We start from the raw sequence: 26195 nt of genomic DNA, 5'->3' as shown, positions 1-26195 counted from the left end.
CCTCATAGGTGCAGCAGCATTCGCTTGTTCCCCAGCGTGTTGGGCTTGACCCGTTCCAGGTCGAGGAATTCGGCCACACCCTCGTCGTACGAGCGCAGAAGTTGCTCGTAGACGGCGTGCGGGACGGGAGCGCCGTCGATCTCGGTGAACCCGAACGAACCGAAGAACCGGGTCTCGAACGTCAGGCAGAACACCCGGGCCACGCCGAGCTCGCGGGCGGCCTCGACCAGGCGCTCGACGATCTTGTGACCGATCTTCTGACCCCGGCGGGCCGGATCGACCGCGACCGTACGGATCTCGGCCAGGTCCTCCCACATCACGTGCAGGGCGCCACAGCCGAACACGCGGTCGTTGTCGTCGACGGCGACCCAGAACTCCTGCACCGACTCGTACAGGGTCACTGTCGCCTTGCTGAGCAGCCGCCGATCGGCCGTGTACTCGTCCACCAGGGCGCGAATCGCCCGGACGTCCTGGGTGCGTGCGCGCCGGATCTCCACCGTCATTCTTCCCGTTTGACGCAGGGGCCCTCGGCCCACCACGGCTCGACGGCGTCGCGGACCTCGTCCCCGAAAGGATTCACGCCCCGGCCCACGGCGAGCGCGTGCCCGAGGTGGACATGCAGACACTTCACCCGATCGGGCATGCCACCCGCGGCGACGTGCGAGATCTCCGGCACGTCCTCGATCTCCTTGCGGCGCGCCAGATAGTCCTCGCCGGCTGCCCGGTATCGCGCGGCCAGCTCGGGGTCGGTCGACAGACGCTCCTGCATGTCCCGCATGACCCCGGCCGACTCGAGACGGCTGCACGCGGCGGTGGCGTGCGGACAGGTCAGGTAGTAGAGGGTCGGGAACGGTGTGCCGTCGTCCAGGCGCGGGGCGGTCTCGACCACGTCCGGGTTTCCGCACGGGCAGCGGTGCGCGATCGCACGGGTGCCGCGGGGAGGGCGCCCGAGCTGGGCTTCGACGATTTCCAGATCGGCTTCGGTTGGCTCAGGCATTTCAGTTGGGGGACTCCGCGTCGGCGGCTCGGACGCTGCTCCACAGCGTGTCGTACCAGCGGTCGGGTGCGGCCGCCGGGGATTTCTGACCGGCCTCGGCTGCGGCGCCGGCCGGGTCGTTCAGCACCAGGAGCGGGGTCTCCCCCGGGCGCACGTAGAACAGCGTCTCGCGGGCCTGGGCCCGGAGGTATTCCGGGTCCTTCCACTTCTGCAGCTCCTGGGACTTCTGCGCGATCAGCTCCCGCTGCGCGGCCTGGTCGGCCTCGAGCTGGGCGATCTGCGACTCCTGGGCCAGATAGACGCGGAGGGGATACGTGTACGCCAGGGCGAGCGCGACGAACATGATGATCAAAACCATCGCGCGGCCGGTCAGTGCACGCGGCCGGGGGGCGACGGTGCGCTTGGTGGCGCCCCGGCCCGCGTTTCCCGTACGCCGGGAGGCCGCGGGACGGTTGAGGGCGGTGCGCTTGACGCTCCTGGTCGGGCGGCCGGGCGTCCCGCCGCGGGCGAAACTCCCCCGGGCCTCGCCGCTCCTGGTGGCGCCGCTTGCCCGGCCCGTTGCGGCGCCGTTCTTGCTGTCGCGACTGACCGGACTTTGTCCGGTTTTGCCGGTTTTGTCGCTCGGGTCGGTGTCGCCACCGTTTCCCTTACGGACATTTCCGGTATTACGGACCGGCCCGGTGGTGCGAGCACGCGACGATCCGGGGCGGCGGGACGGGCCCTGACCGCTCGGTGATCGTCGCTGTGTCGTCACCCCAACCCCTCCGTCACGTGTTGTGGCGCCCGCTGAAACCTATGCCCGTTTCCGGGGGCGCCACAACTCCATGATCTAGCGGGCGCTCGTCACGCCGTGCGGTAACGCGGGAAAGCGCCCGCACCGGCGTACCGGGCCGCGCCCTCCAGCTGCTCCTCGATGCGCAGGAGCTGGTTGTACTTCGCGACGCGGTCGGACCGGGCCGGGGCGCCGGTCTTGATCTGGCCGCTGCCGACCGCGACGGCCAGGTCGGCGATCGTGGTGTCCTCGGTCTCGCCCGACCGGTGGCTCATCATCGTCTTGAAGCCGGCCCGGTGGGCCAGGTCGACGGCGTCGAGCGTCTCGGTCAGCGAGCCGATCTGGTTCACCTTGACCAGCACGGCGTTGGCCGCGTTCTCGGCGATGCCCCGGCCGATGCGGGTCGGGTTGGTGACGAACAGGTCGTCGCCCACGATCTGGATCTTGTTGCCGAGCTGGCCGGTCATCGCGCTCCAGCCCGCCCAGTCCTCCTCGGACAGCGGGTCCTCGATCGAGACGATCGGGTACTCGTCGGCGAGCTTCGCGTAGTAGGCGATCATCTCGTCGGTCGACTTCGGGGCGCCCTCGAAGACGTACGACCCGTCCTTGTAGAACTCGGTCGCGGCGACGTCCATGGCCAGGACGATGTCGGTGCCCAGCGAGAAGCCGGCCGCCTGCACGGCCTCGGCGATCAGGTCGAGGGCCGACGCGTTGGACGGCAGGCTGGGGGCGAAGCCGCCCTCGTCGCCCAGGCCGGTCGAGAGGCCCTTCTTCTTCAGCACCGACTTGAGCGCGTGGTAGACCTCGGCGCCGGTGCGCAGGGCCTCGCGGAAGGTCGGGGCGCCGATCGGCGCGATCATGAATTCCTGCACGTCGACGTTCGAGTCGGCGTGGGCGCCACCGTTGAGGATGTTCATCATCGGCACGGGCAGGACGGCCGCGTTGGGGCCGCCGACGTAGCGGAACAGCGGCAGCTCGGCGGAGAGCGCGGCGGCCTTGGCCACCGCCAGCGAGACGCCGAGGATCGCGTTCGCGCCCAGCTCCGACTTGTCGGCCGTGCCGTCCAGGTCGAGCATCTTCTGGTCGATGAGGCGCTGCTCGCTGGCCTCGTAACCGACGAGCTCGTCGGCGATCTTGTCTTCGACGTTCGAAACCGCGTTCTCGACGCCCTTGCCGAGGTAACGGCCCTTGTCGCCGTCACGCAGCTCGATCGCCTCGAAAGCACCGGTGGAGGCGCCCGAGGGCACCGCGGCGCGGCCTACCGTGCCGTCGTCGAGCCCGACCTCGACCTCGACGGTCGGGTTGCCCCGGGAGTCCAGGATCTCGCGCGCGACGATCGCTTCGATGGTGGCCATGTGTCGTGTCGCTCCCTCTATCAAGGCAGCCGTTCCTTCAGTTGCGGGCTGCCGTTCCCTCTGTTCGAGGCTGCTGTTCACCGACCGCGACCCTGCGGCCGACCACGGCACTGAGCGTATCGAGCCGTCCCCGCGCTCGTACGGTTGCCCTTGGGTTTTATCTAAGGTCCGGCCCGGGTTCACCGATTACCCCGTCACTATGAGCACACCTACGCTTCCGGCCGACGGGTCGTTCATCGAGATGACCTCGTACGGCGAAACCCTGCCCGGTGTCCGCGTCGTGTCGGTGGCCGGCTCGGTCCTCACGCTCTCGCTGGCGCTCACCGACGTGCCCCCGGCCGATTCGACGGTGACGCTGCGCTGGGCGACCGCTCCGCGCGGCCGGTACGCCTCGCTCGCCGAGGTGACCGCGATCGACGGCAACCGGGTCGAGGTGCGGCTGGCCGGGGAGGCCTCGCTCGAACAGACCCGGGACTTCGTACGCGGGGGTGGCGGCGAGCCGATCGTGCTGCTGCGGCCCGAGGGCCCGTCCGAGGGGTTCGTCCGCGATCTGAGCGAGCGGGCCGTACGGGCGCAGTTCACCGACGTCGAGGTGCGGCCGGGCGAGGACCTGACGCTGCGCATCCAGGTCGGCGACGAGGTGGTCGAGTTCGCGGCCCAGGCCGTCAAGGTCAGCTCGATGCGCCAGCAACTCCCGCGGCGCGGCCCGATGATCGTCGAGATGGTCGCCGTCTTCACCGGCTCGGACGAGCACCAGGCCCGCGTGGTCCGGCGCTACATCATGCACGAACAGTTGATGGCCCGGGCACGCAGCGCAGCCTCGGAATAACTGGTTTGCCTGCGGTTGCATGCATGAGCCATGGTGTCAGTCGTGTCCTTCGTTTCGCGCCTTACCGCCGCCGGCCTGACCGCCGGGTGCCTGGTGCTCGGCATGACCGGTTGCGGCGACGTCGACGAGGCGAGCGCGGCCCCCCTGAGCCGCGACGATCTGATCACCGAGACGGCCGGGCAGCTGGCGGCCGGCGCGGGCCTGACCTACTCGGCGAAATACCAGGTGGCCGGGGGCGACATCGCCACGGTGAACCGCGCGCAGCGCCCGCTCCGGGCCTCGTACGTCTATCCCGGCGGCCGCCTGATCGTGACGTCGACGGTGACCATCGCGTGCGCCGCCTCGACCTGCGAATCCAAGACCGCCGACCCGGCCGCGGCGGCCGCGCTCGACGACGGCCCCCTGATCTCGGCCGAGGCCGTGCAGGCCATGCTGGCCAAGGCCGCGCTCGACCCGGTCGTCGAGACCACCCCGCACGACACGACGATCGCCGGCCACCACGCCACCTGCCTGTCGCTCGCCGGCGTCGACGACACCCCGGCCCGCGCGTTCGACCTGTGCGTCACCAACGAGGGCGCCCTGGCCAGCTTCACGGCCACCATCGACGGCGAGCGCATCGACCAGGCCCTGACGTCCTACCGCGAAGACCTCCCCGGCGACGCCTTCCAGGTGCCGGCCAACGCCAAGCTGATCGACAAGTCGGCCAACTAGCGAACCTTTCGCCCTCGTCTCCCGACTGGTCATTCAGGGAGGGATGGATGAGCGACGAACTGTTGGTGGTCCGGTGTCAGCTGGGGGAACGTGACGCCTTCGCCGAACTGGTGCGGGCCTGGCACGGCCCGGTCGAGCGATATGTGGCCCGCATGCTGGGCCGGGGCGACGACGACGTGGTGCAGGAAGTCTGGCTGGCGGTCGTCACCGGGCTCCCCCGGCTGCGGGAACCCGCGAGGTTCGCGCCCTGGCTGTTCACGATCGCCCGGCGGGCCGTGATGAACCGGCTGCGCGAGGCCTACGCGACCCCCGAGCCCGAGGCCGCCGAGAGCGGGCCGGACGAGGCCTCGACCGTGGTCGACCGCGAGCTGGTCGCGGGGGCGCTGACCGCACTGCCGGCCCGGGAGCGCGAAGTGGTGCTGCTCTTCTATCTCGAGGACCTGCCGCTGGACGCGTGCGCGCAGATCTGCGGGGTGCCGGTCGGCACGATCAAGTCGAGGCTCAACCGGGCCCGGCGACTGTTGCGGGAGGAACTGACGGAAGAGGGGTACGAGGCATGACACCGGACGACGTGCTGGCACGGCTGGAGACGCGGCTGTCGCCCGGCCGCCGGATCGCCTACGTGGTGGCCGCCCTGGCCGGTCTGGTCGCAAGCGCGCTGATCGGGCTGTTGTGGGCCACCGAGCCGGACCTTCCCACCCGTACGGGCGTGGCCTTCGCCGTCCTGATGGCAATCGGCCTGAGCTGGACAGCGGTCGGCACGTGGGCGGTCACCCGCCGGACGCCGCTGTTCGCCCGGGACCGGGTGGTCGCGGGCTGGCTCGCTCTGGCCGCGTGGGCGATCTTCACGGCCGGCGCGCTGATCGTCTCGCCCGGCGCGCCCGCATGGCTGATCGTGACGGTGGTCGCGCTGGGCCTCGTGGCCGTGGCCCACCTGGTCACGGCGCTGCGGATCCGGGCCGCCCTGCTGCGCCGCCGAGCCGAACTGGGCGGTTAGCCGTCGCCCCGACCGTTGGCGGGTCAGACGCCCAGCAGGGTGCGCAAGTGGCGCGGGGGTGGGGAGCCGTGGGCCAGCATGGCGTCGTGCCAGGCCCTGGGGGTGGCGCCGAAGGGGCGGGCCGCGGCGATGGCGGCGACCTCGGTGTAGCCGACGAAGTAGGTGGAGAGCTGGGTCGAGGTGAGCAGCGCGCGGCGCCACTTGCCGGCGGCCTCGCCCTCTTCCTGGAAGCCGGCGCCCGTCAGCAGGGCCATAGCGTCGGCCTCCTGTAGGTCTTCGCAGTGCACCAGCTGGTCGAGGGTCGCGTTGAGGCTCATGCGCAGCTGCATCTTGAGCTGCTGCAGACGCACCGGCAGACCGCCGAAGCCGAGGTCGGCCATCGCTTCCTCGGCGTAGACCGCCCAGCCCTCGACGAACGGGCCCGACCAGCCGAGCGCGCGTACGCGGGTGGCGGCCCGGAAACGCCGCGAGTGGGCGATTTGCAGGAAGTGGCCGGGCATCGCCTCGTGGACGGTCAGGTCGCGCAGCATGTGGTCGTTGTATTCGCGGTAGAACGACTCGACGCGCTCGGCCGGCCAGTCGGACGGGGCCGGCGAGATGCAGTAGAACGTCGGCACGTCGGCCGTCTCGAGCGGGCCGGGCGGGTCGCAGTAGGCCACGGCGACGCCACGGGCGAACTCCGGCATCTCCTCGATGACGCACGGGTCGTCGAGCAGCGAGACGATGTCGTGCTTGCGGACGAACTCGGTCGCCTCCTCCATCGTCACCTTGGCCAGCCCGACGATGGTGTTGTCATCCGGGTGCTGCGCTCCGAGCGAGCCGAGGGCGCGGCGGACCGTCTCGTCGGTGGCCGGGCCACCGGTCAACTCGGCCGCCGCCTCACGCAGTCGCTCGCCGACCAGTTCGAGATTGGCCCGGGCGCGCGACAGCACCTCTGCCGCGGGCAACTCGGTGTCGAGGGTGTGCCAGAGGCGCGCCTCCCACAGGGGACGGCCGAGGCGCGGGTCGCGGCCGGGCTCCCCACTGTCGACCAGGCCGCGCAGCCAGCCGTCGAACTCTTCGAGGGCTGTGAGCGCGGCCGCTGACGACGGCTCGAGCGCGCCGCGCATGCCCGGTGCCTGGTCGAGCAGGGCGGGCAGCTCGTCGCGGATGAGCGAGGCCGTGCCGGCGAACTGGCCGATCGCCGTCTCGGCGTGGATGCGCGGCACGTCACGCAGCACGGCCCGGGCCGTGGCCAGCGCGTCGGGAATCGCCGCGAGCCGGCCGCCGAGGCTGGCCAGACGCTCCTCGGCCGGGGCGAACTGGCGTGAGATCAGCGCGTGCAGCAGGGGGCCCGGGTTGTGCTCGAGAGGATTCCACTCGTGCTCCCGGACGTCGCCCAGCTCGAACAGCCCGCGCTCGACCATGGCGCTGAGCACGGCGTGGTCGACCTGATCCTCCGGGTCGAGCGCGTCGGCGTCGATGCCGGAGAGCGCGTCGGTCGCGTCGCGCAGCATGGCGACCTGGGTGTCGACCGCACCCGGGGACAGGTCGGGCAGGCGGTCGTCGAACCGGTGGTCACCCGAGTAGGTGGCCAGCCCAGGGTTGCTTTCGAGCAGGGCGTCGACGATGCGCTCGGCGAGCGGTACGAACTCGGGCATGGCGTGAAACTTACTCGGCGGGTCCGACATTTTTGGGCTCCGCCGCCCGTACGGCCTCCGCGTAGTCCAGGGCCGCACGGCGGAGCGCCTGCTCGGCGTCGCTGCCCTCGGCCCGCGCCTCGGCCACGATCCGCAGCAGCCGGGCCCCGAGGTCGGAACCGTCCGGCAGCGGCACGCCGAGCCCGGCCCGGTCCGTACGCTGAAGGATCTTGGCGGCCAAGGCGAGGGCCGGCTGACTGAGCGCAATGCCGTCGAGCACCGAGTCGCGGGTCTTCTCGGCCTTTTTGATGCTGTCCCAGTTGCGGGTGATCTCCTCGATGTCGGCCACCTCGACCCCCGCGAACACGTGCGGGTTGCGGCGCACCATCTTGTCGACCAGGCCGCCCGCGACGTCGTCGACGTTCCAGGCCTCGTCCTCCGGGAGCTCCTCGGCCAGGCGCGAGTGCAGCACCACCTGCAGCAGCACGTCGCCGAGCTCCTCGCGCAGCGCGTCGGTGTCGTCCGCTTCGATGGCGTCGTACGCCTCGTAGCTCTCCTCGAGCAGGTAGGGCGCGAGCGTGCGGTGCGTCTGGGTCCGCTTCCACGGGTCGCCCCCCGGCGAGACCAGCCGGTCCATCACCGCCACCGCGTCGAGCAGCCGCGCCCCCGGCGGATCCCACGACCCGTAGATCAGCTCCAACTCGGCCAGCCCCGGCTCCCGAGCCAGCCGCAGCCCCAGCCCGCGCGCGAACGACTCGTCCCCCGCCGGCCCGGCCAGCCAGACCACCCCGCCGTCGCCCGCGGCCCCGGGCCGCCCCTGCTCGGCCCCCAGTTCCGCGATCAGCAACTCGGGATCGCTCGCGATCACCGTGACCGGCACGCCGCTCTTACGCAGCGCCTCGGCCTGCTCGCTCTCGGCCCCCGCAAAGACCGGATGGCCCCGCACCACATCCCAGGCGGCCGCCGTAAGCAGCCCCGCAGGCAGCCGCGGCGACGTGACAAGCAGAAAGATCCGTGCGGTCATGCCCGCCACTCTGCCACTCGCTGAGCAGCCACCACCTCCCCCACCCGCCCTTGGGAGATGAGAGGACGTTACCGCCTGTCAAGCCCGCAAACCGGGTTGTCCACAGGCCGCGGAGAACCAGCACAGGAGACGTCCGTCACAGGCCGTGTGGGAGGCGAACGGCGGCAGAAATGGCTGGACGACGGAAAAGCACGGCAGCGACGAGAGCGCCCGGTGAAGAGAGGCCACCCGTTGATGAGCGCGTCCCACAAAGCGGGTCAGCACAAGCACCACGGAACGGCGGGGGGCGAAACGGTCAGCGGGATACGGCGGCTGGAGCAAAGTGCGGGACGGTCTATACGAACGCCGTCTGAATGGCGGGGCAAAGCGGACGGCACGAGCAGCACGGGAAAGACGGCCGGGGCGGCGCACGAAGCGGACGGCACGAGCAGCACGGGAAAGACGGCCGGGGGGCGGCGCACGAAGCGGACGGCACGAGCAGCGCGGGGAAGGACCGTTGAGGGGTGGAGACGAAGCGGGCCCGGCCTTGGAGGCCGGGCCCGCAACGGGAAGGGCGTCAGGGAAGGTCGGTCACCGGGCTGTCGGTGGCCTCGCCCAGCGGGACGTTGACGAGGGGCTTCAGCACGCCCTGCTGGGTCTGGAACTCCAGGACCGGGATGCTGAGGGGCTGGTAGCGCGGGTTCACCGTGATGTTCATCGTGTCGGTGAACTCGGCGACCTCTTTGCGCACGGCGGAGGCGGTCTTGACGAGGGCCAGGTTTTCGGCCGGCAGCTGGGTCTTGAACTGCTCGTACGTCGTGCCGGCGGGGACCTCGCCCGAGGTGAGCAGCACGTTGAAGACCTCGCGCAAGTCGTCCTCGGAGGCGTCGGGCGCGGAGGCCTGGACCTTGGTGCGCAGCGCGCGCAGCAGGCCGTCGGCCTCGGCGTAGAGACGCACGTATTCCGCCGTCTGCGGCAGGCGCAGCTGGCTGGAGTAGTCGGCGAGGGGCAGGTCGGCCGGGAGCGTGACGCCCTCGCGCTTGGCCACGTCGGCCAGGACGTCGTGGCCGACCAGCGTGCGGACGATGTCCGTGCGGGTGATCGGCATGGCCGGGGTGGCGGCGGCGGGGTCGGGCTGGGCGGCCGCCGCGCTGGTCAGCTCGGCGTTCGCGTTGTCCCAGACCTCCTGCACGCGGGCCTCGGTGACCTTGGCGCTGTCACCGACATAGGCGGCCACGGACGGCTCGGACCGGCAGGCCGAGAGCCCACCCACCCCGAGACACGCAACGACGACGATGGATGCCAGTCGGCGAGCACGCTGCATGACGTTGACTCTCTCACGAGGGTTGAGACTCAGGTCACCCGGCCCCGGCAGAACGATCATTTGGCGGCCACCGGAGCGGGAACCTCGCCCAGCACGTCCTTGAGGAGCTGGGCACACCATTCGAGCAGCGCCTGGTCGCGCAGCGGCTCGCCACCGACGCGGCGGGTGCTGGGCCGGGGCACGCTGACCTGGTCGGTCGCGTGCTTGTAGACCGAGTCGGGGTGGTAGCGCTTGAGCCGCAACTGCTTCGAGTCGGGCAGCGGCAGCGGCGAGAAGCGCAGGTGCTTGCCCTGCATCGACACGTCGGTCAGCCCGTACGCCCGGGCCAGCTGACGGAACCGGGCGACCGCGATCAGGTTGGCCACCTGGGCCGGCGGCTCGCCGTAGCGGTCGGTCATCTCGGCCACCACCTCGTCGAGCTTCTGGCCGTCGCGGGCCTCGGCCAGCTTGCGGTACATCTCGAGGCGCAGCCGCTCGACCGAGATGTAGTCCACCGGCAGGTGCGCGTCGACCGGCAGATCGATCTTGACCTCGGGCTCTTCCTCGGGACGCTCGCCCTTGAACGCCGACACGGCCTCGCCGACCATCCGGACGTACAGGTCGAAGCCGACGCCCTCGATGTGGCCGGACTGCTCGCCGCCGAGCAGGTTGCCGGCGCCGCGGATCTCGAGGTCCTTCATCGCGACGTACATGCCCGCGCCCAGCTCGGTGTGCTGGGCGATGGTGGCCAGCCGCTCGTGGGCCTGCTCGGTGAGCGGTTTCTCGCGGGGGTACAGGAAGTACGCGTACGCCCGTTCGCGCCCCCGGCCGACCCGGCCGCGGATCTGGTGCAGCTGGGCCAGGCCGAGCAGGTCGGCCCGCTCGACGATCAGCGTGTTGGCGTTGGGGATGTCGATGCCGGACTCGACGATCGTGGTGCAGACCAGGACGTCGAACTCCTTCTCCCAGAACCCGACCATCACCTTTTCGAGCTGTTCCTCGCTCATCTGGCCGTGCGCCACCGCGACCCGGGCCTCGGGCACCAGCTCGCGCAGCTTGCGGGCCGCCCTGTCGATCGACTCGACCCGGTTGTGTAGATAGAACACCTGGCCGTCGCGCAGCAGCTCGCGGTGGATGGACGCGGCCACCTGCTTGTCGTCCTGCGCGCCGACGAACGTCAGAACCGGGTGCCGTTCCTCGGGCGGGGTGGCGATGGTCGACATCTCGCGGATGCCGGTGATGGCCATTTCCAGCGTACGAGGAATGGGTGTGGCCGACATGGTCAGCACGTCGACCGAGGCCCGCAGCGCCTTGAGCTGTTCCTTGTGCTCGACGCCGAAGCGCTGCTCCTCGTCCACGACGATCAGGCCGAGGTTCTTGAACTTGGTCGAGTTGGCCAGCAGGCGGTGGGTGCCGATCACGATGTCGGCCGTGCCGTTGGCCGCTTCCTCGAGCGTCAGCCGCGCCTCGGCCGGCGTCTGGAACCGGGACAGCTGCTTGATGGTCACCGGGAACTGACTCATCCGCTCGGTGAACGTGTTGAAGTGCTGCTGGGCCAGCAAGGTGGTCGGCACCAGAACGGCGACCTGCTTGCCGTCCTGCACCGCCTTGAACGCCGCCCGTACGGCGATCTCGGTCTTGCCGTAACCGACGTCGCCACAGATCAGCCTGTCCATCGGGACCCGCAGTTCCATGTCGTGCTTGACCTCGATGATGGCCGACATCTGGTCGGGGGTCTCGGTGTAGGGGAAGGCGTCCTCGAGCTCGCGCTGCCACGGCGTGTCGGGGCCGAACGAATGACCCTGGGAGGCCTGGCGGGCCGCGTAGAGCTGGATGAGCTGGGCAGCGATCTCCTTGACCGCTTTCTTGGCCCGCGCCTTGCTCTTCTGCCAGTCGGCGCCGCCCATCTTGTGCAGCGTGGGCGACTCGCCACCGACGTAACGGGAGAGCTGGTCGAGCTGGTCGGTCGGCACGTAGAGCCGGTCGCCGGGCTGGCCGCGCTTGGACGCCGCGTATTCGAGCACGATGTATTCGCGGTCGGCCCCGTTGACCGTGCGCTGCACCAGCTCGACGTAGCGCCCGATGCCGTGCTGCTCGTGCACCACGAAGTCGCCCGGCTTGAGCTCGAGCGGGTCGATCGTGTTGCGCCGCCGCGACGGCAGCTTGCGCATGTCCTTCGTGGACGCTCCGCGGCCGCCGGTGATGTCGTTGCCGGTGATGATCGCGAGCCGCGAGGCCGCGTCGACGAAGCCGTGGTTGAGCCCGCCGCAGGTGACCAGCAGCTGACCGGCCTCGATCGGGGTCTCGATGGAGTCGGCCGGGGTGACGCCGAGCCCGGCGTCGCGCAGCAGCTCGGTGGCCCGCTGGGCGGTGCCGTGGCCCTCGAAGACGAGCGCGATGGCCCACCCGGCGGTGGCCCAGTCGTGCAGGTCGGCCGCGAGCTTGGCGGTGTCGCCGTGATAGAGCGGAACGGGCTGGGCGGCCAGGGCCACCGCGTCGCCGAGGTCGGGTGACACCTCGACCTCGGACTTTTCCAGCCAGGGCTGGTCGTCGGCGGCCGGCGCCTCGGACTCGGCCAGCCCGAACGGCGACACCGTCCACCACGGCTGCTTCAGGGTCGCGGCATGGGCGCGTACGTCGGCCAGCGTCTTGAAAGCGACGGCGCCGACGTCGATCGGGGCCTGACCGCCGACGGCCGCGGCCGCCCACGACGCCTCCAGGAACTCGTCGGACGTGCGGGTCAGGTCGTGGGCCCGGGTGCGGATGCGCTCGGGATCGCAGAGCAGCACGTGGGTGCCGGCCGGCATGGTGTCGATCAGCAGCTCCATGCTGCCGGTGCCGTCGAGCAGCGCGGGCGCCAGCGACTCCATGCCCTCGACCGGAATCCCCTCGGCCAGCTTGTCGAGGATCTCGGCCAGCTCGGGGTGCTCGGCGGCCAGTTCGGCGGCGCGGGCGCGGACGGCCGGGGTCAGCAGCAACTCGCGGCACGGCGGCGCCCACAGGCGGTCGACCGGGTCGATGGTGCGCTGGTCGGCCACCGCGAAGGTGCGGATCTCCTCGACCTCGTCGCCCCAGAACTCGACGCGCGACGGGTGCTCGTCGGTCGGCGGGAAGACGTCGAGGATGCCGCCGCGGACGGCGAACTCGCCGCGCTTGGTGACCAGGTCGACCCGGGCGTAGGCCATGTCGGCCAGCCGGCGGGCCACCTCTTCCAGCTCGGCCGGGCCGCCGGCGGTCAGTTCGACCGGCTCGAGGTCGCCCAGACCTTTGAGCTGGGGCTGCAGCACCGAGCGGACCGGGGCCACGACCACCTGGATCGGGTCGGAGCCGGGGTGGGCCAGACGGCGCAGCACGGCCAGCCGCCGGCCGACCGTGTCGGAGCGGGGGGACAGCCGCTCGTGCGGAAGCGTCTCCCACGACGGGAAGACCGCGACCCGGGACGGGCTGATCAGGCAGCCCAGCGCGTCGGCCAGGTCGTCGGCCTCGCGGGTGGTGGCGGTGACGGCCAGCACCGGGCGCCCCGCGCCGCCGATCTCGGCCGCCCCGGCCACGGTGGCCACGACGAACGGCCGCAGCGAGGCCGGCGCGGTCAGGTCGAGCGCGTCGGAGGAGACAAAGCCCTGGCGTGCCAGGTCGCGGGCGCGCGCGAGACCGCGGTCGCGGAGCGCGGCGGGAATGAGACCGGAGAGCTGCATCTGTGAGGACCCCAAGCACGTCGAGTAACCCCAGCGCCCGGAGAGGGCGGGGGTACGGCGACAAGTTTAGTCCGCCCCACCGACATTCACGGTGGCCCCGACAACAACGCACACCATGTCCGACATAAGTATCGATAACCGGGCAATAGTGGCGGCTGCAGAAAGCATTCCCTGGGGAGGAAACGTGCGAATCCTGCTGCTCGTTACGGCGTTCAACGGTCTCAGTCAGCGGGCCTGGTGCGCGCTGCGTGAGGCCGGGCACGACGTGGGCGTGCAGCTCGCCACCGGCGCGCCGACCATCATCGATGCGGTCCGGGCGGCCGACCCCGACCTGATTCTCTGCCCGTTCCTCAAGGACCGGGTGCCGGCCGAGGTCTGGACGAAGTGGCGAACGGTGATCATCCACCCGGGCCCGGTGGGCGACCGCGGACCGTCCTCACTGGACTGGGCGATCGCCGAGCGGGCCCCCGTGTGGGGCGTCACGGCGCTGCAGGCGGTCGAGGAGATGGACGCCGGGCCGATCTGGGCCACCCGGACGTTCGGCATGCCGGCCACTCCCCCGCGCAAGTCGTCGCTGTACAACGGCCCGGTCGCCGACGCGGCCATGGAGTGCGTGTTCGAGGTGGTGGCCAAGGCCGCCGACCCGGACTTCGAGCCGATGCCCGCCGATCAGGCCCCGGCCGGGGCGCCGGGCGCACGCCCACGGCCGTCGATGAAGCAGGCCGACCGCGCCTTCGACTGGTCGGACCCGACCGAGCGCATCCTGTGCGCCATCCGGGCCGCCGACGGTTCCCCGGGCGTCCGCACGGAACTCGCGGGCCTGCCGGTCTTCGCCTACGACGCCACGCCCGGCCTGGCCCGGCACCCACGGCCCGGCGCGCTGCTCGGCCGCCGGCAGGGCGCCGTCCTGGTCGGCACCGGCGACGGAGCTCTCTGGCTCGGCCATCTGCGCGCCGCCGAGGCCGGTCACGCCCGCGCGGGCATCAAGCTGCCGGCCACCACGCTGCTCGGATCGCGGCTGCGTGGCGTGCCCCAATCGCCGCTGCCGGTCGGCGTCGAACCCGAGTCGCCGAACGCGTACCGCCAGGTGCGCTACCGCCGTACGGGAAAGATCGGCTGGCTCGCGTTCGACTTCTACAACGGCGCGATGTCGGCCGGGCACTGCCGCCGGCTGCTGGCCGGTCTGCGCCACGCGGCCGCCCAGGACACCGAGGTGCTGGTGCTGCGGGGCGGCACCGACGCGTTCAGCAACGGCATCCACCTCAACGTGATCGAGGCCGCGCCCGACCCGGCCGGCGCCGCCTGGGCCAACATCCGGGCGATCAACGACGTGTGCCGCGAGATCGTCACCTGCACCCGGCAGGTCGTCATTTCCGCGTACGCGGGCAGCGCCGGAGCCGGTGGCGTCATGCTCGGCCTCGGCGCCGACATCGTGGCCGCCCGCGAAGGCATCGTGCTCAACCCGTACTACGAGATGGGCCTGTACGGCTCGGAGCTGCACACCTTCACCCTGCCGCGGAGGGTCGGCGCCGACCGGGCCCAGCGGCTGATCGACGACAAGCTGCCGGTCAGCGCGTCCGAGGCGGCCACCCTCGGTCTGGCCGACGAGGTCGGGCCGCGCCACCCCGAGGCGTACACGGAATGGCTGACCGACCTGGCCGAGCGCGAGAGCGACCCGCGGGCCGCCCGCCGCCGCCGTCAGGCCAAGGCGCGCGGGCTGGCCGCCGAACGGGTGCCGCTCGAGGTGTTCGAGGCGCGCGAGCTGGCCGAGATGAGCCGCGACATGTTCGGCGACCGGTCCGGTTTCGCGGCCGCCCGGCACGACTTCGTCACCAAGGCCCGGGCGACCACGACGCCCGAGCGGCTGCGGTTCGCCTCGCACGCGCCGGTGACCCGGATCGCCCCCAAGGAAAGGCAGCCGGTCGTGCGCCCGGCCGTGCCCCTGTCCGCCTGATGCGCGTTCAGGAGAAGGTCCCGGCGCCCCGGCGGCCGACCGGACGGGTCAGCGTCAGCCCGGCGCTGCAGGCGGCCACGATGCTGCTGCCCGCCCGCTACAACTACAGCGCCTACAGCGTGCTGGCCGGCCCGGCCGATCCGGCGCCCGGCGAGAGTCAGGAGCCTTATCGCGTACGCATGCGGAGGCTGGCCCGGCGACGGCCGTTGCTCACCGTTCTGATCACGCTGTTCGCGTTCACCTTCGAGAGCACGTTCTTCGGCTGGCTGATCGCGTCGATCGAGATCCCCGACCGGTCCCTGCACCCGGCGCCCTACGCGGGCGCGCTGGTGATGATCGGCGCGACCGCCACGATCGAACTGTTCCGGCTGGTCAACGTGGTGACTTTGTGCCTGTCGACGCTGTGGGCGCGCGACCCGGTGCCGGTGGTGCCGGACACGACGATGCGGGTGGCCTTCCTGACCACGATCGTGCCCGGCAAGGAGCCGGTGGCGATGGTCGAGCGGACCCTGCGCGCCGCCCGCAACGTGCGCTACGGCGGCACGTACGACGTGTGGCTGCTCGACGAGGGCGACGACCCGGGCGTCAAGGCGATGTGCGAGCGGCTGGGCGTACGCCATTTCAGCCGCAAGGGCCGGGCCGAGTTCAACACCGCGTCGGGCGCGTTCAAGGCGAAGACCAAGCACGGCAACTACAACTCGTGGGTCGAGGTGAACGGCGACGACTACGACGTGTTCGTCTCGGTCGACCCCGACCACGTGCCGCTGCCCAACTTCTGCGAGCGGCTGCTGGGCTACTTCCGCGATCCCGGTGTCGGCTTCGTGGTCGGGCCGCAGATCTACGGCAACTACGACAACCTCGTCACGCGCTGGGCCGAGTCGCAGCAGTATCTGTTCCACTCGCTGCTGCAGCGGGCCGGCAACCGGCGCGGGATCGCCATGCTGGTGGGCACCAACAACGCCGTACGCATCAAGGCCCTGAAATCGATCGGCGGGCTGCAGGACTCGATCACCGAGGACATGGCGACGAGCCTGGCCCTGCACGCGAACAAGTGGCGTTCCGTCTACACCCCGGATGTGCTGGCCGTCGGCGAGGGCCCGTCCTCGTGGACCGACTACTTCACCCAGCAGCACCGCTGGTCGCGCGGCACCGACGAGGTCGTCCTGCGCAAGTTCGCGCGGCTGGCGTTCAAGCTCGGCCCCGGCAAGGCGCTGCACTACGGCCTGCTCATGTCGTACTACCCGCTGACCGCCCTGGCCTGGCTGCTCGGCGCGCTCAACGCGTTCTGCTACCTCGCGCTCGGGGCTCAGGGCGTGCACGTGCCGCAGGAGGTGTGGCTGATGCTCTACATCGACGCCGCGCTGTTCCAGGTCGGGCTGTACGTGTTCAACCGGCGGCACAACACCAGCCCGCACGAGGAGGCGGGCTCGTCCGGGCTGACCGGCATGGTGGCGTCCACGCTGTCCACGCCGATCTACGTGTCGTCGTTCGCCGGGGCGCTGCTGCGCCGGCGGGCCGGGTTCGTGGTCACGCCCAAGGGCGACTCGACCAGCCCGGACCGGCTCGCCACCTTCGCCTCCGGGCTGCGCTGGGCCGCGTTCTTCGTCGTGCTGCTCGTCATCGCCGGGATCACCGGTCACGTCGACAACGCGATGTTCGTCTGGCCCGCGCTCAACCTGCTCATCTGCCTGACCCCACCGGCGCTCTGGTTCCTCCAGCGCCGGCGCCGGAGATCTAAGGAGTCACCTGTATGAAGCCCCGCCCCCGCCCCAGTCTCGCGCGCCGGATGGCCAGCGGAACAGTCGCGGTGGTGGTGCTCGCCGTGGTCGCGTTCGCGAACCGTCCGGTCCTCGCGGCCGGATCCGAGGCGCTGCACAACTACAACATCAACCGGCAGTCCTACAAGGAGAAGTACGGGCACTGGTCCAAGCTGCCCGTGCCATCGGACTTCCGGGTCAACGCCATCCACGCGGCCCTGCTCAGCACGGGCAAGGTGCTGATCGTGGCGGGCAGCGGCAACAACCGCGACCAGTTCGAGGCGGGCACCTTCCGGACGGTCCTGTACGACCCGGGCACCGAGAAGTTCAGCGAGGTGCCCACCCCGACCGACGTGTTCTGCGCCGGGCACAGCTTCCTGCCCAGCGGCAACCTGCTGATCGCGGGCGGCACCAAGTCGTACGAGGTGCTGGAGAAGGACGTCGAGCGGGCCGGCGGCGTGATGAAGGTGAAGAACGAGTCGGCCGACCACGGCGTGCGCCGGTTCGCCAAGGGCACCCGGTTCCGCTCGGCCGCCGGGCACGAATACGTCAGCCGTACGGCGTTCACCGTGCCGCCCGCGCGCAAGGTGGTGCACGGCCCGCACGTCATGATCACCGCCGGCGAGCGGGAGGTCTGGGTCGACGCCGTCCGCACCGGTGACGCCCCGGTCGTCCGCGACGGCGCGCAGTACTCGATCCCGGCGCTGACCGGCTCGGACAGCCGCAACCTGTACGGCGTGGCCGACAAGATCACCCGCGAGAAGCAGGAGTACGGGGGCGACAAGACCTCGTACGAGTTCGACCCGCGCACCGAGCGTTATCAGCGCACCGGCGACCTGACCGACCACCGCTGGTATCCGACCCTGGTCACGATGACCGACGGCGACGTGCTCGCGGTCTCGGGACTGGACCAGTACGGCCGGATCCTCCCGGGCCGCAACGAGGTCTACGACTCCGCCCGGCGAACCTGGTCGGCCGCGCCGCGGTTGCAGCGCTACTTCCCCACCTATCCGAGCCTGCACCAGATGGCCGACGGCCGGCTCTTCTACTCCGGCGCGAACAGCGGCTACGGCTCGGACAAGGAGGGGCGTACGCCGGGAATCTGGGATCTCGACGGCAATCACTTCAAGCCCGTGCCCGGCCTGCGGCAACCCGAACTCAACGAGACCGCCACCTCGCTGCTGCTGCCGCCCGCGCAGGACCAGCAGGTGATGATCTTCGGGGGTGGCGGGGTCGGTGACTCGCCGATCTCGACGGCCCGCACCGACATCGTCGACCTGCGCGGCAAGAAGCCGGCCTACCGTCCCGGGCCCGACCTGCCCAAGCCGGCCCGCTATCTCTCCACGGTCGTGCTGCCCGACGACACCGTGTTCACCAGCGGAGGCTCGTCCGGCTACCGCGGCGGGCCGTACCGGGGCCGGGCGCGCAGCGACCTGTTCAACGCCCAGTTCTACGTGCCGTCGTCGAACTCGTTCCGGACCGCGGCCGAGTCGACGGTCGGCCGCAACTACCACTCCGAGGGGATCCTGCTGCCCGACGGCCGGGTCATCACGATGGGCAGCGACCCGCTGTACGACCGTTCGGGCCGCGCGCCGGGCACGTTCGAGCAGCGCATTGAGGTCTACAGCCCGCCGTACCTGTTCCGCGGTGACCGGCCGGTGATCGCGCAGGCTCCGGGCGAGGTCTCGCGGGGTGGCGCGTTCTCCGTGGCCACGCCGCAGGCCGGGCGGATCACGTCGGCCCGGCTGCTGCGGCCCAGCTCGGTCACCCACGGCACCGACACCGACCAGCGCTCGGTCGCGCTCGGCCTGGCGCGCGCCGCCGACGGCCGCCTCGAGCTGAGCGTGCCCCGGCAGGCCGGGATCGCGCCGTCCGGCTGGTACATGCTGTTCCTCGTCGACGACCGGGGCCGGCCGTCGGTCGCCCGCTGGGTCCGGGTGCGGTGATGGCCCGTCGCGTCCGGCTGTCCCTGCTCCTGGCGGGCTCGCTCGTCGGCCTCGGCGCCGTGGCCGTGGCCGCCGGGGCCCGCGAGCACGATCCGGAGGTCCGGATCCCGTCACCGCCCCGGGCCGCGAGCCCGCATCTCTACGTCGACCCGGCGGGCGCGGCGGTCGCCGCCGTCCGCGCTCTCGACCAGGCCGGCCGCACGAGTGAGGCGACGATCCTCCGCCGGATCGCCGGCCAGCCCACCTCGGTCTGGTTCACCGACGACGCCCCGGGCTACGCCGAGCGGGCGCGCCGGCTGGTCGTCGCGGCCTCGGCCGCCCGGCGCACGCCGGTGCTGACGCTCTACAACATTCCGCACCGGGACTGCTCGGGCCATTCGGCGGGCGGGGCGGCGGACGCCGCCGCCTATCGGAGGTGGGTGACCGCGCTGGCCGGGGCCCTGCGCGGTCACCGCGCCATCGTCGTGCTCGAACCGGACGCGGTGGCCCAGGCCGTGCGCGGCTGCCTGCCGGCCGAGCGGGCGGCCGAGCGGTTCGGGCTGCTGCGGCACGCCGTGGCCGCCCTGCGGACCGCCCCCGGAGTGCGCGTCTATGTCGACGCGGGCAACCCGACGTGGATCCCGGCCGCGCAGATCGGCCCGGCCCTGCGCTCGGCCGGGGTGGGCACGGCGGCCGGGTTCGCGCTCAACGTGGCCAACTTCGAGACGACCGCGGACAACGTCGCGTACGGGAACGCGGTCTCCCGGATCGTCGGGGGCAAGCATTTCGTCGTCGACACCAGCCGCAACGGTAACGGGCCGGCCCAGCGCGGGGCGGGTGACCGCCACTGGTGCAATCCGGCCGGCCGGCGGCTCGGGCCCGCGCCCACGCTGCGGACCGGGCACGCGCTGGTCGATGCGTACCTCTGGGTGAAACGTCCCGGGGAGTCCGACGGCGCCTGCGGACCGGGTCAGCCCCCGGCCGGGCAGTGGTTTCCTGCGTATGCGCTCGCGCTGGCCAAGTGAACCTTATCCCAATTCCCCCCTTCCACCGGTCACGCCGATACGATCGGCGCAGTCGGGACAGCGCTGTCCTGGAGCACCTTTGAGGCGAAGGAGCGCCCCCGATAATGAGCGCGCCACAGCATGTGACCGACCAGCACGGCCACCTCGACCCCGACGGCCCCGATGCCGCGCTGCGCGCGGACATCCGCCGCATCGGCACGCTGCTCGGCCAGACCCTGGCCCGGCAGGAAGGCCGCCCGCTGCTCGACCTGGTCGAAGAGATCCGCGCCCTGGTCCGGCAGGACCCGCAGGCCGCGGCCGACCGGCTCGCGGCCATGGACGTCACGACCGGCACCAAGCTGGCCCGCGCGTTCTCGACGTACTTCCACCTGGCCAACATCACCGAGCAGGTGCACCGGTCGCGTGATCTGCGCCGGCGCCGCGCCCGCGACGGCGGCTGGCTCGACCAGGCGGCCAAGCTGATCGCTGAGAAGGGGGTGCCGTCCGACGAGATCGCCGCGGCCGCCCGCCGCCTCGCCGTACGCCCGGTCTTCACCGCGCACCCGACCGAGGCCGCCCGCCGCTCGATCCTGGGCAAGCTGCGCCAGCTGGCCGACGCGCTCGACGCCGAGGCCGCCGCCGCGGTGCTCTACGGCCAGGCCGACACCACCGCCTCGACCCGCAAGCTGGCCGAGCTGATCGACCTGCTGTGGCAGACCGACGAGCTGCGGCTCGACCGGCCGGACCCGACCGACGAGGCGCGCAACGCGGTCTATTACCTCAAGGACCTCTATGCCGAGGCGGCGCCGCAGGTGCTCGCCGACCTGGCCGAGACGCTGCGCCAGCTGGGCGTCGAGACCGCGCCGACGGCCCGGCCGCTGACTTTCGGCTCGTGGATCGGCGGCGACCGCGACGGCAACCCGTTCGTCACCCCGGCCGTCACCCGCGACGTGCTGCTCATCCAGCACGAGCACGGCATCCAGGCCACCGAGGCGGCGATGGACCAGCTCATCGACGTGCTGTCGGTGTCCCGGCGGCTGCGTGGCGTCTCGCTCGACCTGTCCGCCTCGCTGGCCAAGGATCTCGACAACCTGCCCGAGGTCGCGCCCCGGTTCCGCCGCACCAACGCCGAGGAGCCGTACCGCCTCAAGGTGCGGGCGATCAAGGCCAAGCTCGCGAACACCCGGTCCCGGCTGCGCAACCGCACCGCGCACGTGCCCGGCCGCGACTACCTGGGCAGCGACGAGCTGATCAGCGACCTCGAACTGATCCGGGCCTCGCTGGCCCGCAACTCCGGCCAGCTCACCGCGGTCGGCGTGGTCGCCACCGCGATCCGCACGGCCTCGGCCTTCGGGCTGCAGCTCGCCACCCTCGACGTCCGTGAGCACGCCGAGAAGCACCACGAGGTCCTGCAGCAGATGTACACGCAGGTCGGCGAGGTCGACGACTACGCGGCGCTCGACCGGGCCGACCGCACCAAGCTGCTCGCCACCGAGCTGACCGGGCGGCGCCCGCTGGCCAGCGCCGACACGCCGCTGACCGACTCGGCCCGCAAGACGTTCGACGTGTTCAACACGATCCGCGACGTGCAGGACAAGTTCGGCGCCGACGTCATCGAGACGTACATCATCTCGATGACCCTGGGCGTGGACGACGTGCTGGCGGCGGCCGTGCTGGCGCGCGAGGCCGGCCTGGTCGACATCCACACCGGCCGGGCCCGGGTCAACATCGTGCCGCTGCTGGAGACCCCGGCCGAGCTGGACGCGGGTGGCGACCTGCTCGACGAGATGCTGTCGCTGCCGGCGTACCGGGAGATCGTGCGGGCCCGCGGTGACGTGCAGGAGGTGATGCTCGGCTATTCCGACTCCAACAAGGAGGGCGGCATCACCACCAGCCAGTGGGGCATCCACAAGGCGCAGCGCTCGCTGCGTGACGTGGCGGCCCGGCACGGCGTACGGCTGCGGCTCTTCCACGGCCGCGGCGGCACCGTCGGCCGCGGTGGTGGCCCGACCCACGAGGCGATCCTGGCCCAGCCGTACGGCACGCTGGACGGCGCGATCAAGGTGACCGAGCAGGGTGAGGTCATCTCCGACAAGTACACGCTGCCCGCCCTGGCCCGGGAAAATCTCGAGCTGACCGTGGCCGCCGTGCTGCAGGCGACGCTGCTGCACACCAGCCCGTCGGTCGACCTCGAGCGGCTGGCCCGCTGGGACGCCACGATGGACACGGCCTCGGATGCGGCGTTCGCGCAGTACCGCTCGCTGGTCGAGGACCCGGATCTGCCCGCCTACTTCTGGGCGGCCACCCCGACCGAGCTGCTGGGCGCGCTGAACATCGGCTCCCGTCCGGCCAAGCGGCCCAACACGGACGCCGGACTGGGCGGCCTGCGGGCCATCCCGTGGGTGTTCGGCTGGACGCAGACGCGGCAGATCGTGCCCGGCTGGTTCGGCGTCGGCACCGGCCTCAAGGCGGCCCGCGAGGCCGGCCACACCGAGGTGCTGCAGGAGATGCACGGCAACTGGCAGTTCTTCCAGACGTTCCTGTCCAACGTCGAGATGATGCTGAACAAGACCGACCTGACGATCGCCCGCCGTTACGTCGAGACGCTGGTCCCGGAACACCTCCACCCGATCTTCGACAAGATCAAGGAGGAGTACGACCTGACCGTGCGCGAGGTGCTGGCCATCACCGGCACGTCCGAGCTGCTGGAGAACCAGCCCGAGCTCAAGCGCACGCTGGGCGTCCGCGACACGTACCTCGAGCCGCTGCACCACCTGCAGGTGGCGCTGCTCCGGCAGTACCGCGACGCGGCCGAGTCGGACCGTCAGGCCGTCGTGGCGCCGGGCTCCCGGCGGGCGCCGTCCGACTCGACGGCCCTGGAGAGGGCGTTGCTGACGTCGGTCAACGGCATTGCCGCCGGTATGCGCAACACGGGCTGATTCACACCGTTTTCCGGGCCGGGACAGAACTTGTCCCGGCCCTTTCCGCGTTTGCAGCCATCGACGGTTACGGCTATGGTCCGTGGGAGCGCTCCCAAATCCCCCGTCCCCTCCCCGATGGAGCCCAATCCCCCATGCGCAGATGGAGAATCATCGCCGGCGTCGCCGTCGCGGCTGCCGCCGCGACCGCGGTCACGGTCATCGCCCTGCCCGCCAGCGCCGAGACGGCCGCCTTCACGGTGACCAGCTCGTGGAACACCGGCTATCAGGGCCAGGTCGAGGTCCGGAACAACACCTCGTCCACGATCAGCACCTGGCGGGTGCAGCTCACCCTGCCCGCCGGCACGACCGTCGTCAACTCCTGGAACGCCACGCAGTCGGCCTCCGGCTCGACGTACACGTTCACGCCCGCGGGCTGGAACGGCACGCTCGCCGCCGGCGCGTCGACGTCCTTCGGTTTCGTCGCCAACGGCACCGGCCGCCCCACGTCGTGCCAGGTCAACGGCGCATCCTGTGACGGGTCGTCGACGCCGACCACGCCGCCCGGCACGCCCGGCACCACCCCGGGAACCACGCCCCCGACGACCGCTCCCCCGACCGGCACGACGCCGGTGGCGATCAACGGGCAGCTGCGCGTCTGCGGCACCAAGCTCTGCAACCAGAACGGCAAAGCCATCCAGCTGCGCGGCATGAGCACGCACGGCCTGCAGTGGTTCGCCAAGTGCTACAACAAGAACTCGCTGGACGCGCTGGCCAACGACTGGAAGGCCGACCTGCTGCGCATCTCGATGTACGTGCAGGAGGGCGGCTACGAGACCAACCCGGCCGGCTTCACCTCGCAGGTCAACGGTCTGGTCGACCAGGCCGAGAGCCGCGGGCTGTACGCCATCGTGGACTTCCACACGCTCACCCCGGGCGACCCGAACTTCAACCTGGCCCGGGCCAAGACGTTCTTCAACGAGGTCTCGGCGCGCAACGCCAACAAGAAGAACATCATCTACGAGATCGCAAACGAGCCCAACGGCGTCAGCTGGGCCGGCATCAAGAGCTACGCCGAGCAGGTCATCCCCGTGATCCGGGCCAACGACCCGGACGCCGTGGTCATCGTCGGCTCCCGTGGATGGTCGTCACTGGGCGTCTCCGAGGGCGCCAACTCGAGCGAGATCACCGCGAACCCGGTCAACGCCGCCAACATCATGTACGCGTTCCACTTCTACGCGGCGTCGCACCTGGACAACTACCGCGCCGAGGTGCAGCGGGCGGCCGCCTCGCTCCCGCTGTTCGTCACCGAGTTCGGCTCCGTGACCTACACCGGCGGCGGCCAGGTCGACCTGCAGAGCACCGGCACCTGGCTCGACCTGCTGGACCGCCTGCAGATCAGCTACGCCAACTGGACGTACTCGGACGCCGACGAGAGCAGCGCCGCCTTCCGCTCGGGCACCTGCACCGGCACCGACTACGGCACCGGCGTCCTGAGCCAGTCCGGCACCTACCTGCGCAGCCGAATCAGCACCCCGGACAACTTCTGACCGACAGAATTGTCCGCTAGATCCGCGTGTGCCCCGGGTTCCCACCAACCCGGGGCACACGTGTGTCACGGCGAGCGTGTCCACTTCGTGTTCGGAGAGCGAGCTTTACCCACCATCTGTACATGTCCGCCCTCGCGAAGACTGCGAAGAGCCCGATGCACTTGATCGATTCGCAGGCCGGAGGCAGCCTCGAGCTCGGCCCGGGATCGGGGCCCGTCCGTCAATGCCTCGAGTACCGTACGCTCGGCGTCCGTCAGACGATGCGACTCGGCATGCTCTGCCATCGCTGGTCGATCCGGCGACAACACGCGATACGTGGTCGAGCCTCGGGTGCCGGATTGGTCGACCACGCCAGAGTCGACAAGTTCCCGCAGTTCGCGAGTTGCCGTACGACTGTCTTGCACTCCGGTGAGTGAGCGATAGGTCGCGTTGGACAGGACCGTCCCATCTCGCATCATCGCCAGAGCCATCATCTGGGATCGCGACAGCGGTCCGATCGGCAGCGACGTAAGCCAGTCGATCGAGTCCTGGTCGAGAAGAGTGTGGTTCGGAAACTCGACGGTGAACGATGAGATGCTGTCGACGAAGCGAGGCGCCTCCATTGCTGCCTCGGTCAACCCCATGAGCATTCGGGCAATGCCGGTTCCACGGTTTTCGCAGACCATCCGCCCATCGCCCAGCGGCGTGTCCTCAAGGATCTTGAGGAGTACTTTGTTCCGCGAGGACGTGACCGTCGCAGTGCCTAGGGAGCTCACGTCTACGGGCCCGTACAGACCGCCAGGGTTCCGGATGATCAACCGATCTGGATACAACTCGACCTGGACTTGAGTGCCACGAGCAAACTCCGAGTAGTCCCGGTGTACGAGTGCGTTGACCAATGCCTCCCGCAGCACCTCCTCGGGATACTCCCACTCGTCGATTCGGAAGATGCCCGAGACGATGCTGCGGCGCTTCATGTTGTGCTTCAGCGCCTGGATGCACTCGGCAACCATCAACGGTATAGGGCCGTCGATCGATCGGTTATCGATGAAGCGCTCACCGAAGCGTCCGACAGCACCCGGTTCCGTCGCCGGGTAGGCGACGAAAGTGATGTCAAGCTGAGGTTCGAAGGTCTGAGGGTAGATGCCGAAAACCAGCAGCCCGGCCAGAGTGGGGACGATCCGCCCCTCGTGAGACGTCAAGACGTTCAGCATCTTCAGCGCTCGCTCATCATCCAAGCGGCGGAAGAGGTCCTTGGTGCTGCGAATACGTCTGAGAAACGCGGCCAGTAGGTCGGGGTCGAGATCTTCCCAGGTCGCATTCAATACCGGGGTGACATCGCACCGAGATTCTGATCGATTCGACAGAAGGATCGCGACTTCATAATCGGTCATCTTGCGATCGCCGTCGGCGACCCGCACGCGCGAGCCGGCGTAGGGACCCAGCGCTCGCTTATGACACGGCCGCTGATCCCGCGGTATCGGTGGCACGACACACAGGACGACATTTCGGCCTTCGAGCCGAACAGTGCGAATCTCGGCGCGCACGGGCGGCTCCATCTCTGAGCAGACCGCGCCGACCTGGGATTCCATCGCTGCGGGATCGTCGACTCCCACGACAACGAAGCCGCTCTTCTCGTCTACGCCGAGCAGGATGCAACCACCGCCTACGTTGGAGAAGGCGCTGATCGACTCCCACAGCGTGACCGGAAGACCACCCTTGGCTCTCTTGACCTCACAGTCGAGATGATCGGCCCCGTGTGCACGAAGGCTCTCGAGCAGAGACCTGAGTTCGGCCTCGTCCATGCAGCCTCATTCCAGCTTTGGC

General features: G+C 70.6%; 19 protein-coding genes. 10 read left to right on the top strand and 9 right to left on the bottom strand.

The window, feature by feature from the left end:
• Window positions 1-2: 2 nt before the first annotated feature.
• The 4 genes from ACZ3I4_RS03655 to eno all read right to left on the bottom strand — a co-directional run bounded on the left by ACZ3I4_RS03655 (window position 3) and on the right by eno (window position 3124).
• Window positions 3-503 (bottom strand): amino-acid N-acetyltransferase, encoded by a 501-nt coding sequence (locus tag ACZ3I4_RS03655; RefSeq protein WP_465380259.1) that lies wholly within the window; start codon window positions 501-503, stop codon window positions 3-5.
• The gene (locus tag ACZ3I4_RS03650) at window positions 500-997 is read right to left on the bottom strand and encodes a DUF501 domain-containing protein (protein WP_465380258.1); all 498 of its coding nucleotides are present in this window, start codon (window positions 995-997) and stop codon (window positions 500-502) included. Before ACZ3I4_RS03650 ends, ACZ3I4_RS03655 begins: the two co-directional genes overlap by 4 nt.
• Window position 998: 1 nt before the next feature.
• A complete protein-coding gene (locus tag ACZ3I4_RS03645) occupies window positions 999-1355 on the bottom strand; it encodes an FtsB family cell division protein (protein ID WP_465380257.1) in 357 nt (118 codons plus the stop codon).
• A 485-nt stretch (window positions 1356-1840) separates the two neighbouring features.
• Complete coding sequence (gene eno / locus ACZ3I4_RS03640; RefSeq protein ID WP_465380256.1) at window positions 1841-3124, bottom strand: phosphopyruvate hydratase; 1284 nt, start codon at window positions 3122-3124, stop codon at window positions 1841-1843.
• 199 nt (window positions 3125-3323) lie between these two features.
• Here eno and ACZ3I4_RS03635 point away from each other — a divergent pair, with 199 nt between their 5' ends.
• The 4 genes from ACZ3I4_RS03635 to ACZ3I4_RS03620 are packed head-to-tail and all read left to right on the top strand — an operon-like array spanning window position 3324 to window position 5661.
• A complete protein-coding gene (locus tag ACZ3I4_RS03635; protein WP_465380255.1) occupies window positions 3324-3953 on the top strand; it encodes a hypothetical protein in 630 nt (209 codons plus the stop codon).
• A 42-nt stretch (window positions 3954-3995) separates the two neighbouring features.
• Window positions 3996-4664, top strand: a complete 669-nt coding sequence (locus tag ACZ3I4_RS03630; RefSeq protein ID WP_465380254.1) for a hypothetical protein — start codon at window positions 3996-3998, stop codon at window positions 4662-4664.
• Window positions 4665-4711: 47 nt separating this feature from the next.
• Window positions 4712-5224, top strand: a complete 513-nt coding sequence (locus tag ACZ3I4_RS03625; RefSeq protein WP_465380253.1) for an RNA polymerase sigma factor — start codon at window positions 4712-4714, stop codon at window positions 5222-5224.
• On the top strand, window positions 5221-5661 hold the full coding sequence (locus ACZ3I4_RS03620) for a hypothetical protein (RefSeq protein ID WP_465380252.1): 441 nt from the start codon (window positions 5221-5223) through the stop codon (window positions 5659-5661). The genes ACZ3I4_RS03625 and ACZ3I4_RS03620 overlap by 4 nt, the downstream gene beginning before the upstream one ends.
• 23 nt (window positions 5662-5684) lie before the next feature.
• On the opposite strand, the gene ACZ3I4_RS03615 is transcribed toward ACZ3I4_RS03620, so the two are convergent.
• The 4 genes from ACZ3I4_RS03615 to mfd all read right to left on the bottom strand — a co-directional run bounded on the left by ACZ3I4_RS03615 (window position 5685) and on the right by mfd (window position 13281).
• On the bottom strand, window positions 5685-7301 hold the full coding sequence (locus tag ACZ3I4_RS03615) for a DUF885 domain-containing protein (protein WP_465380251.1): 1617 nt from the start codon (window positions 7299-7301) through the stop codon (window positions 5685-5687).
• A 10-nt stretch (window positions 7302-7311) separates the two neighbouring features.
• A complete protein-coding gene (locus tag ACZ3I4_RS03610; RefSeq protein WP_465380250.1) occupies window positions 7312-8304 on the bottom strand; it encodes a nucleoside triphosphate pyrophosphohydrolase in 993 nt (330 codons plus the stop codon).
• Between the two features lie 556 nt (window positions 8305-8860).
• A complete protein-coding gene (locus ACZ3I4_RS03605; RefSeq protein WP_465380249.1) occupies window positions 8861-9607 on the bottom strand; it encodes a hypothetical protein in 747 nt (248 codons plus the stop codon).
• Between the two features lie 56 nt (window positions 9608-9663).
• Window positions 9664-13281 (bottom strand): transcription-repair coupling factor, encoded by a 3618-nt coding sequence (gene mfd / locus ACZ3I4_RS03600; RefSeq protein ID WP_465380248.1) that lies wholly within the window; start codon window positions 13279-13281, stop codon window positions 9664-9666.
• A gap of 184 nt (window positions 13282-13465) precedes the next feature.
• On the opposite strand from mfd, the gene ACZ3I4_RS03595 reads away from it, so the two are divergent.
• From ACZ3I4_RS03595 to ACZ3I4_RS03570, 6 genes are all read left to right on the top strand, one after another.
• Window positions 13466-15235: an enoyl-CoA hydratase-related protein gene (locus ACZ3I4_RS03595; protein ID WP_465380247.1), complete on the top strand. Its 1770-nt coding sequence runs from the start codon at window positions 13466-13468 to the stop codon at window positions 15233-15235.
• Window positions 15235-16989 carry a glycosyltransferase family 2 protein gene (locus ACZ3I4_RS03590; protein ID WP_465380246.1) on the top strand — a complete coding sequence of 585 codons (1755 nt, stop codon included), beginning with the start codon at window positions 15235-15237 and terminating at the stop codon, window positions 16987-16989. The genes ACZ3I4_RS03595 and ACZ3I4_RS03590 overlap by 1 nt, the downstream gene beginning before the upstream one ends.
• Window positions 16986-18938, top strand: a complete 1953-nt coding sequence (gene glxA, locus ACZ3I4_RS03585; protein WP_465380245.1) for a radical copper oxidase GlxA — start codon at window positions 16986-16988, stop codon at window positions 18936-18938. Before ACZ3I4_RS03590 ends, glxA begins: the two co-directional genes overlap by 4 nt.
• Window positions 18938-19942 carry a glycoside hydrolase family 6 protein gene (locus ACZ3I4_RS03580; protein WP_465380244.1) on the top strand — a complete coding sequence of 335 codons (1005 nt, stop codon included), beginning with the start codon at window positions 18938-18940 and terminating at the stop codon, window positions 19940-19942. The genes glxA and ACZ3I4_RS03580 overlap by 1 nt, the downstream gene beginning before the upstream one ends.
• Before the next feature lie 122 nt (window positions 19943-20064).
• The gene (gene ppc / locus ACZ3I4_RS03575; protein ID WP_465380455.1) at window positions 20065-22860 is read left to right on the top strand and encodes a phosphoenolpyruvate carboxylase; all 2796 of its coding nucleotides are present in this window, start codon (window positions 20065-20067) and stop codon (window positions 22858-22860) included.
• A gap of 134 nt (window positions 22861-22994) precedes the next feature.
• A complete protein-coding gene (locus ACZ3I4_RS03570; protein ID WP_465380243.1) occupies window positions 22995-24389 on the top strand; it encodes a cellulase family glycosylhydrolase in 1395 nt (464 codons plus the stop codon).
• Window positions 24390-24454: 65 nt separating this feature from the next.
• Here ACZ3I4_RS03570 and ACZ3I4_RS03565 read toward each other — a convergent pair whose 3' ends face one another.
• Window positions 24455-26173, bottom strand: coding sequence for an ATP-binding protein (locus ACZ3I4_RS03565; protein WP_465380242.1), 1719 nt, complete (start codon window positions 26171-26173; stop codon window positions 24455-24457).
• Window positions 26174-26195 lie beyond the last annotated feature (22 nt).

This window comes from Actinoplanes sp. NPDC021490 (assembly GCF_055562135.1).
This window is presented reverse-complemented; position numbering and strand designations above follow the sequence as displayed.

Bases quoted from the DNA above. Each gene is read 5' to 3' on its own strand.
- ACZ3I4_RS03610 (WP_465380250.1), bottom strand. From the start codon at position 8,304: ATGACCGCACGGATCTTTCTGCTTGTCACGTCGCCGCGGCTGCCTGCG.
- ACZ3I4_RS03620 (WP_465380252.1), top strand. From the start codon at position 5,221: ATGACACCGGACGACGTGCTGGCACGGCTGGAGACGCGGCTGTCGCCC.
- ACZ3I4_RS03580 (WP_465380244.1), top strand. From the start codon at position 18,938: ATGGCCCGTCGCGTCCGGCTGTCCCTGCTCCTGGCGGGCTCGCTCGTC.
- ACZ3I4_RS03625 (WP_465380253.1), top strand. From the start codon at position 4,712: ATGAGCGACGAACTGTTGGTGGTCCGGTGTCAGCTGGGGGAACGTGAC.
- ACZ3I4_RS03570 (WP_465380243.1), top strand. From the start codon at position 22,995: ATGCGCAGATGGAGAATCATCGCCGGCGTCGCCGTCGCGGCTGCCGCC.
- ACZ3I4_RS03645 (WP_465380257.1), bottom strand. From the start codon at position 1,355: ATGGTTTTGATCATCATGTTCGTCGCGCTCGCCCTGGCGTACACGTAT.
- ACZ3I4_RS03615 (WP_465380251.1), bottom strand. From the start codon at position 7,301: ATGCCCGAGTTCGTACCGCTCGCCGAGCGCATCGTCGACGCCCTGCTC.
- glxA (WP_465380245.1), top strand. From the start codon at position 16,986: ATGAAGCCCCGCCCCCGCCCCAGTCTCGCGCGCCGGATGGCCAGCGGA.
- ACZ3I4_RS03655 (WP_465380259.1), bottom strand. From the start codon at position 503: ATGACGGTGGAGATCCGGCGCGCACGCACCCAGGACGTCCGGGCGATT.
- eno (WP_465380256.1), bottom strand. From the start codon at position 3,124: ATGGCCACCATCGAAGCGATCGTCGCGCGCGAGATCCTGGACTCCCGG.
- mfd (WP_465380248.1), bottom strand. From the start codon at position 13,281: ATGCAGCTCTCCGGTCTCATTCCCGCCGCGCTCCGCGACCGCGGTCTC.
- ACZ3I4_RS03635 (WP_465380255.1), top strand. From the start codon at position 3,324: ATGAGCACACCTACGCTTCCGGCCGACGGGTCGTTCATCGAGATGACC.
- ACZ3I4_RS03590 (WP_465380246.1), top strand. From the start codon at position 15,235: ATGCGCGTTCAGGAGAAGGTCCCGGCGCCCCGGCGGCCGACCGGACGG.
- ACZ3I4_RS03605 (WP_465380249.1), bottom strand. From the start codon at position 9,607: ATGCAGCGTGCTCGCCGACTGGCATCCATCGTCGTCGTTGCGTGTCTC.
- ACZ3I4_RS03650 (WP_465380258.1), bottom strand. From the start codon at position 997: ATGCCTGAGCCAACCGAAGCCGATCTGGAAATCGTCGAAGCCCAGCTC.
- ACZ3I4_RS03565 (WP_465380242.1), bottom strand. From the start codon at position 26,173: ATGGACGAGGCCGAACTCAGGTCTCTGCTCGAGAGCCTTCGTGCACAC.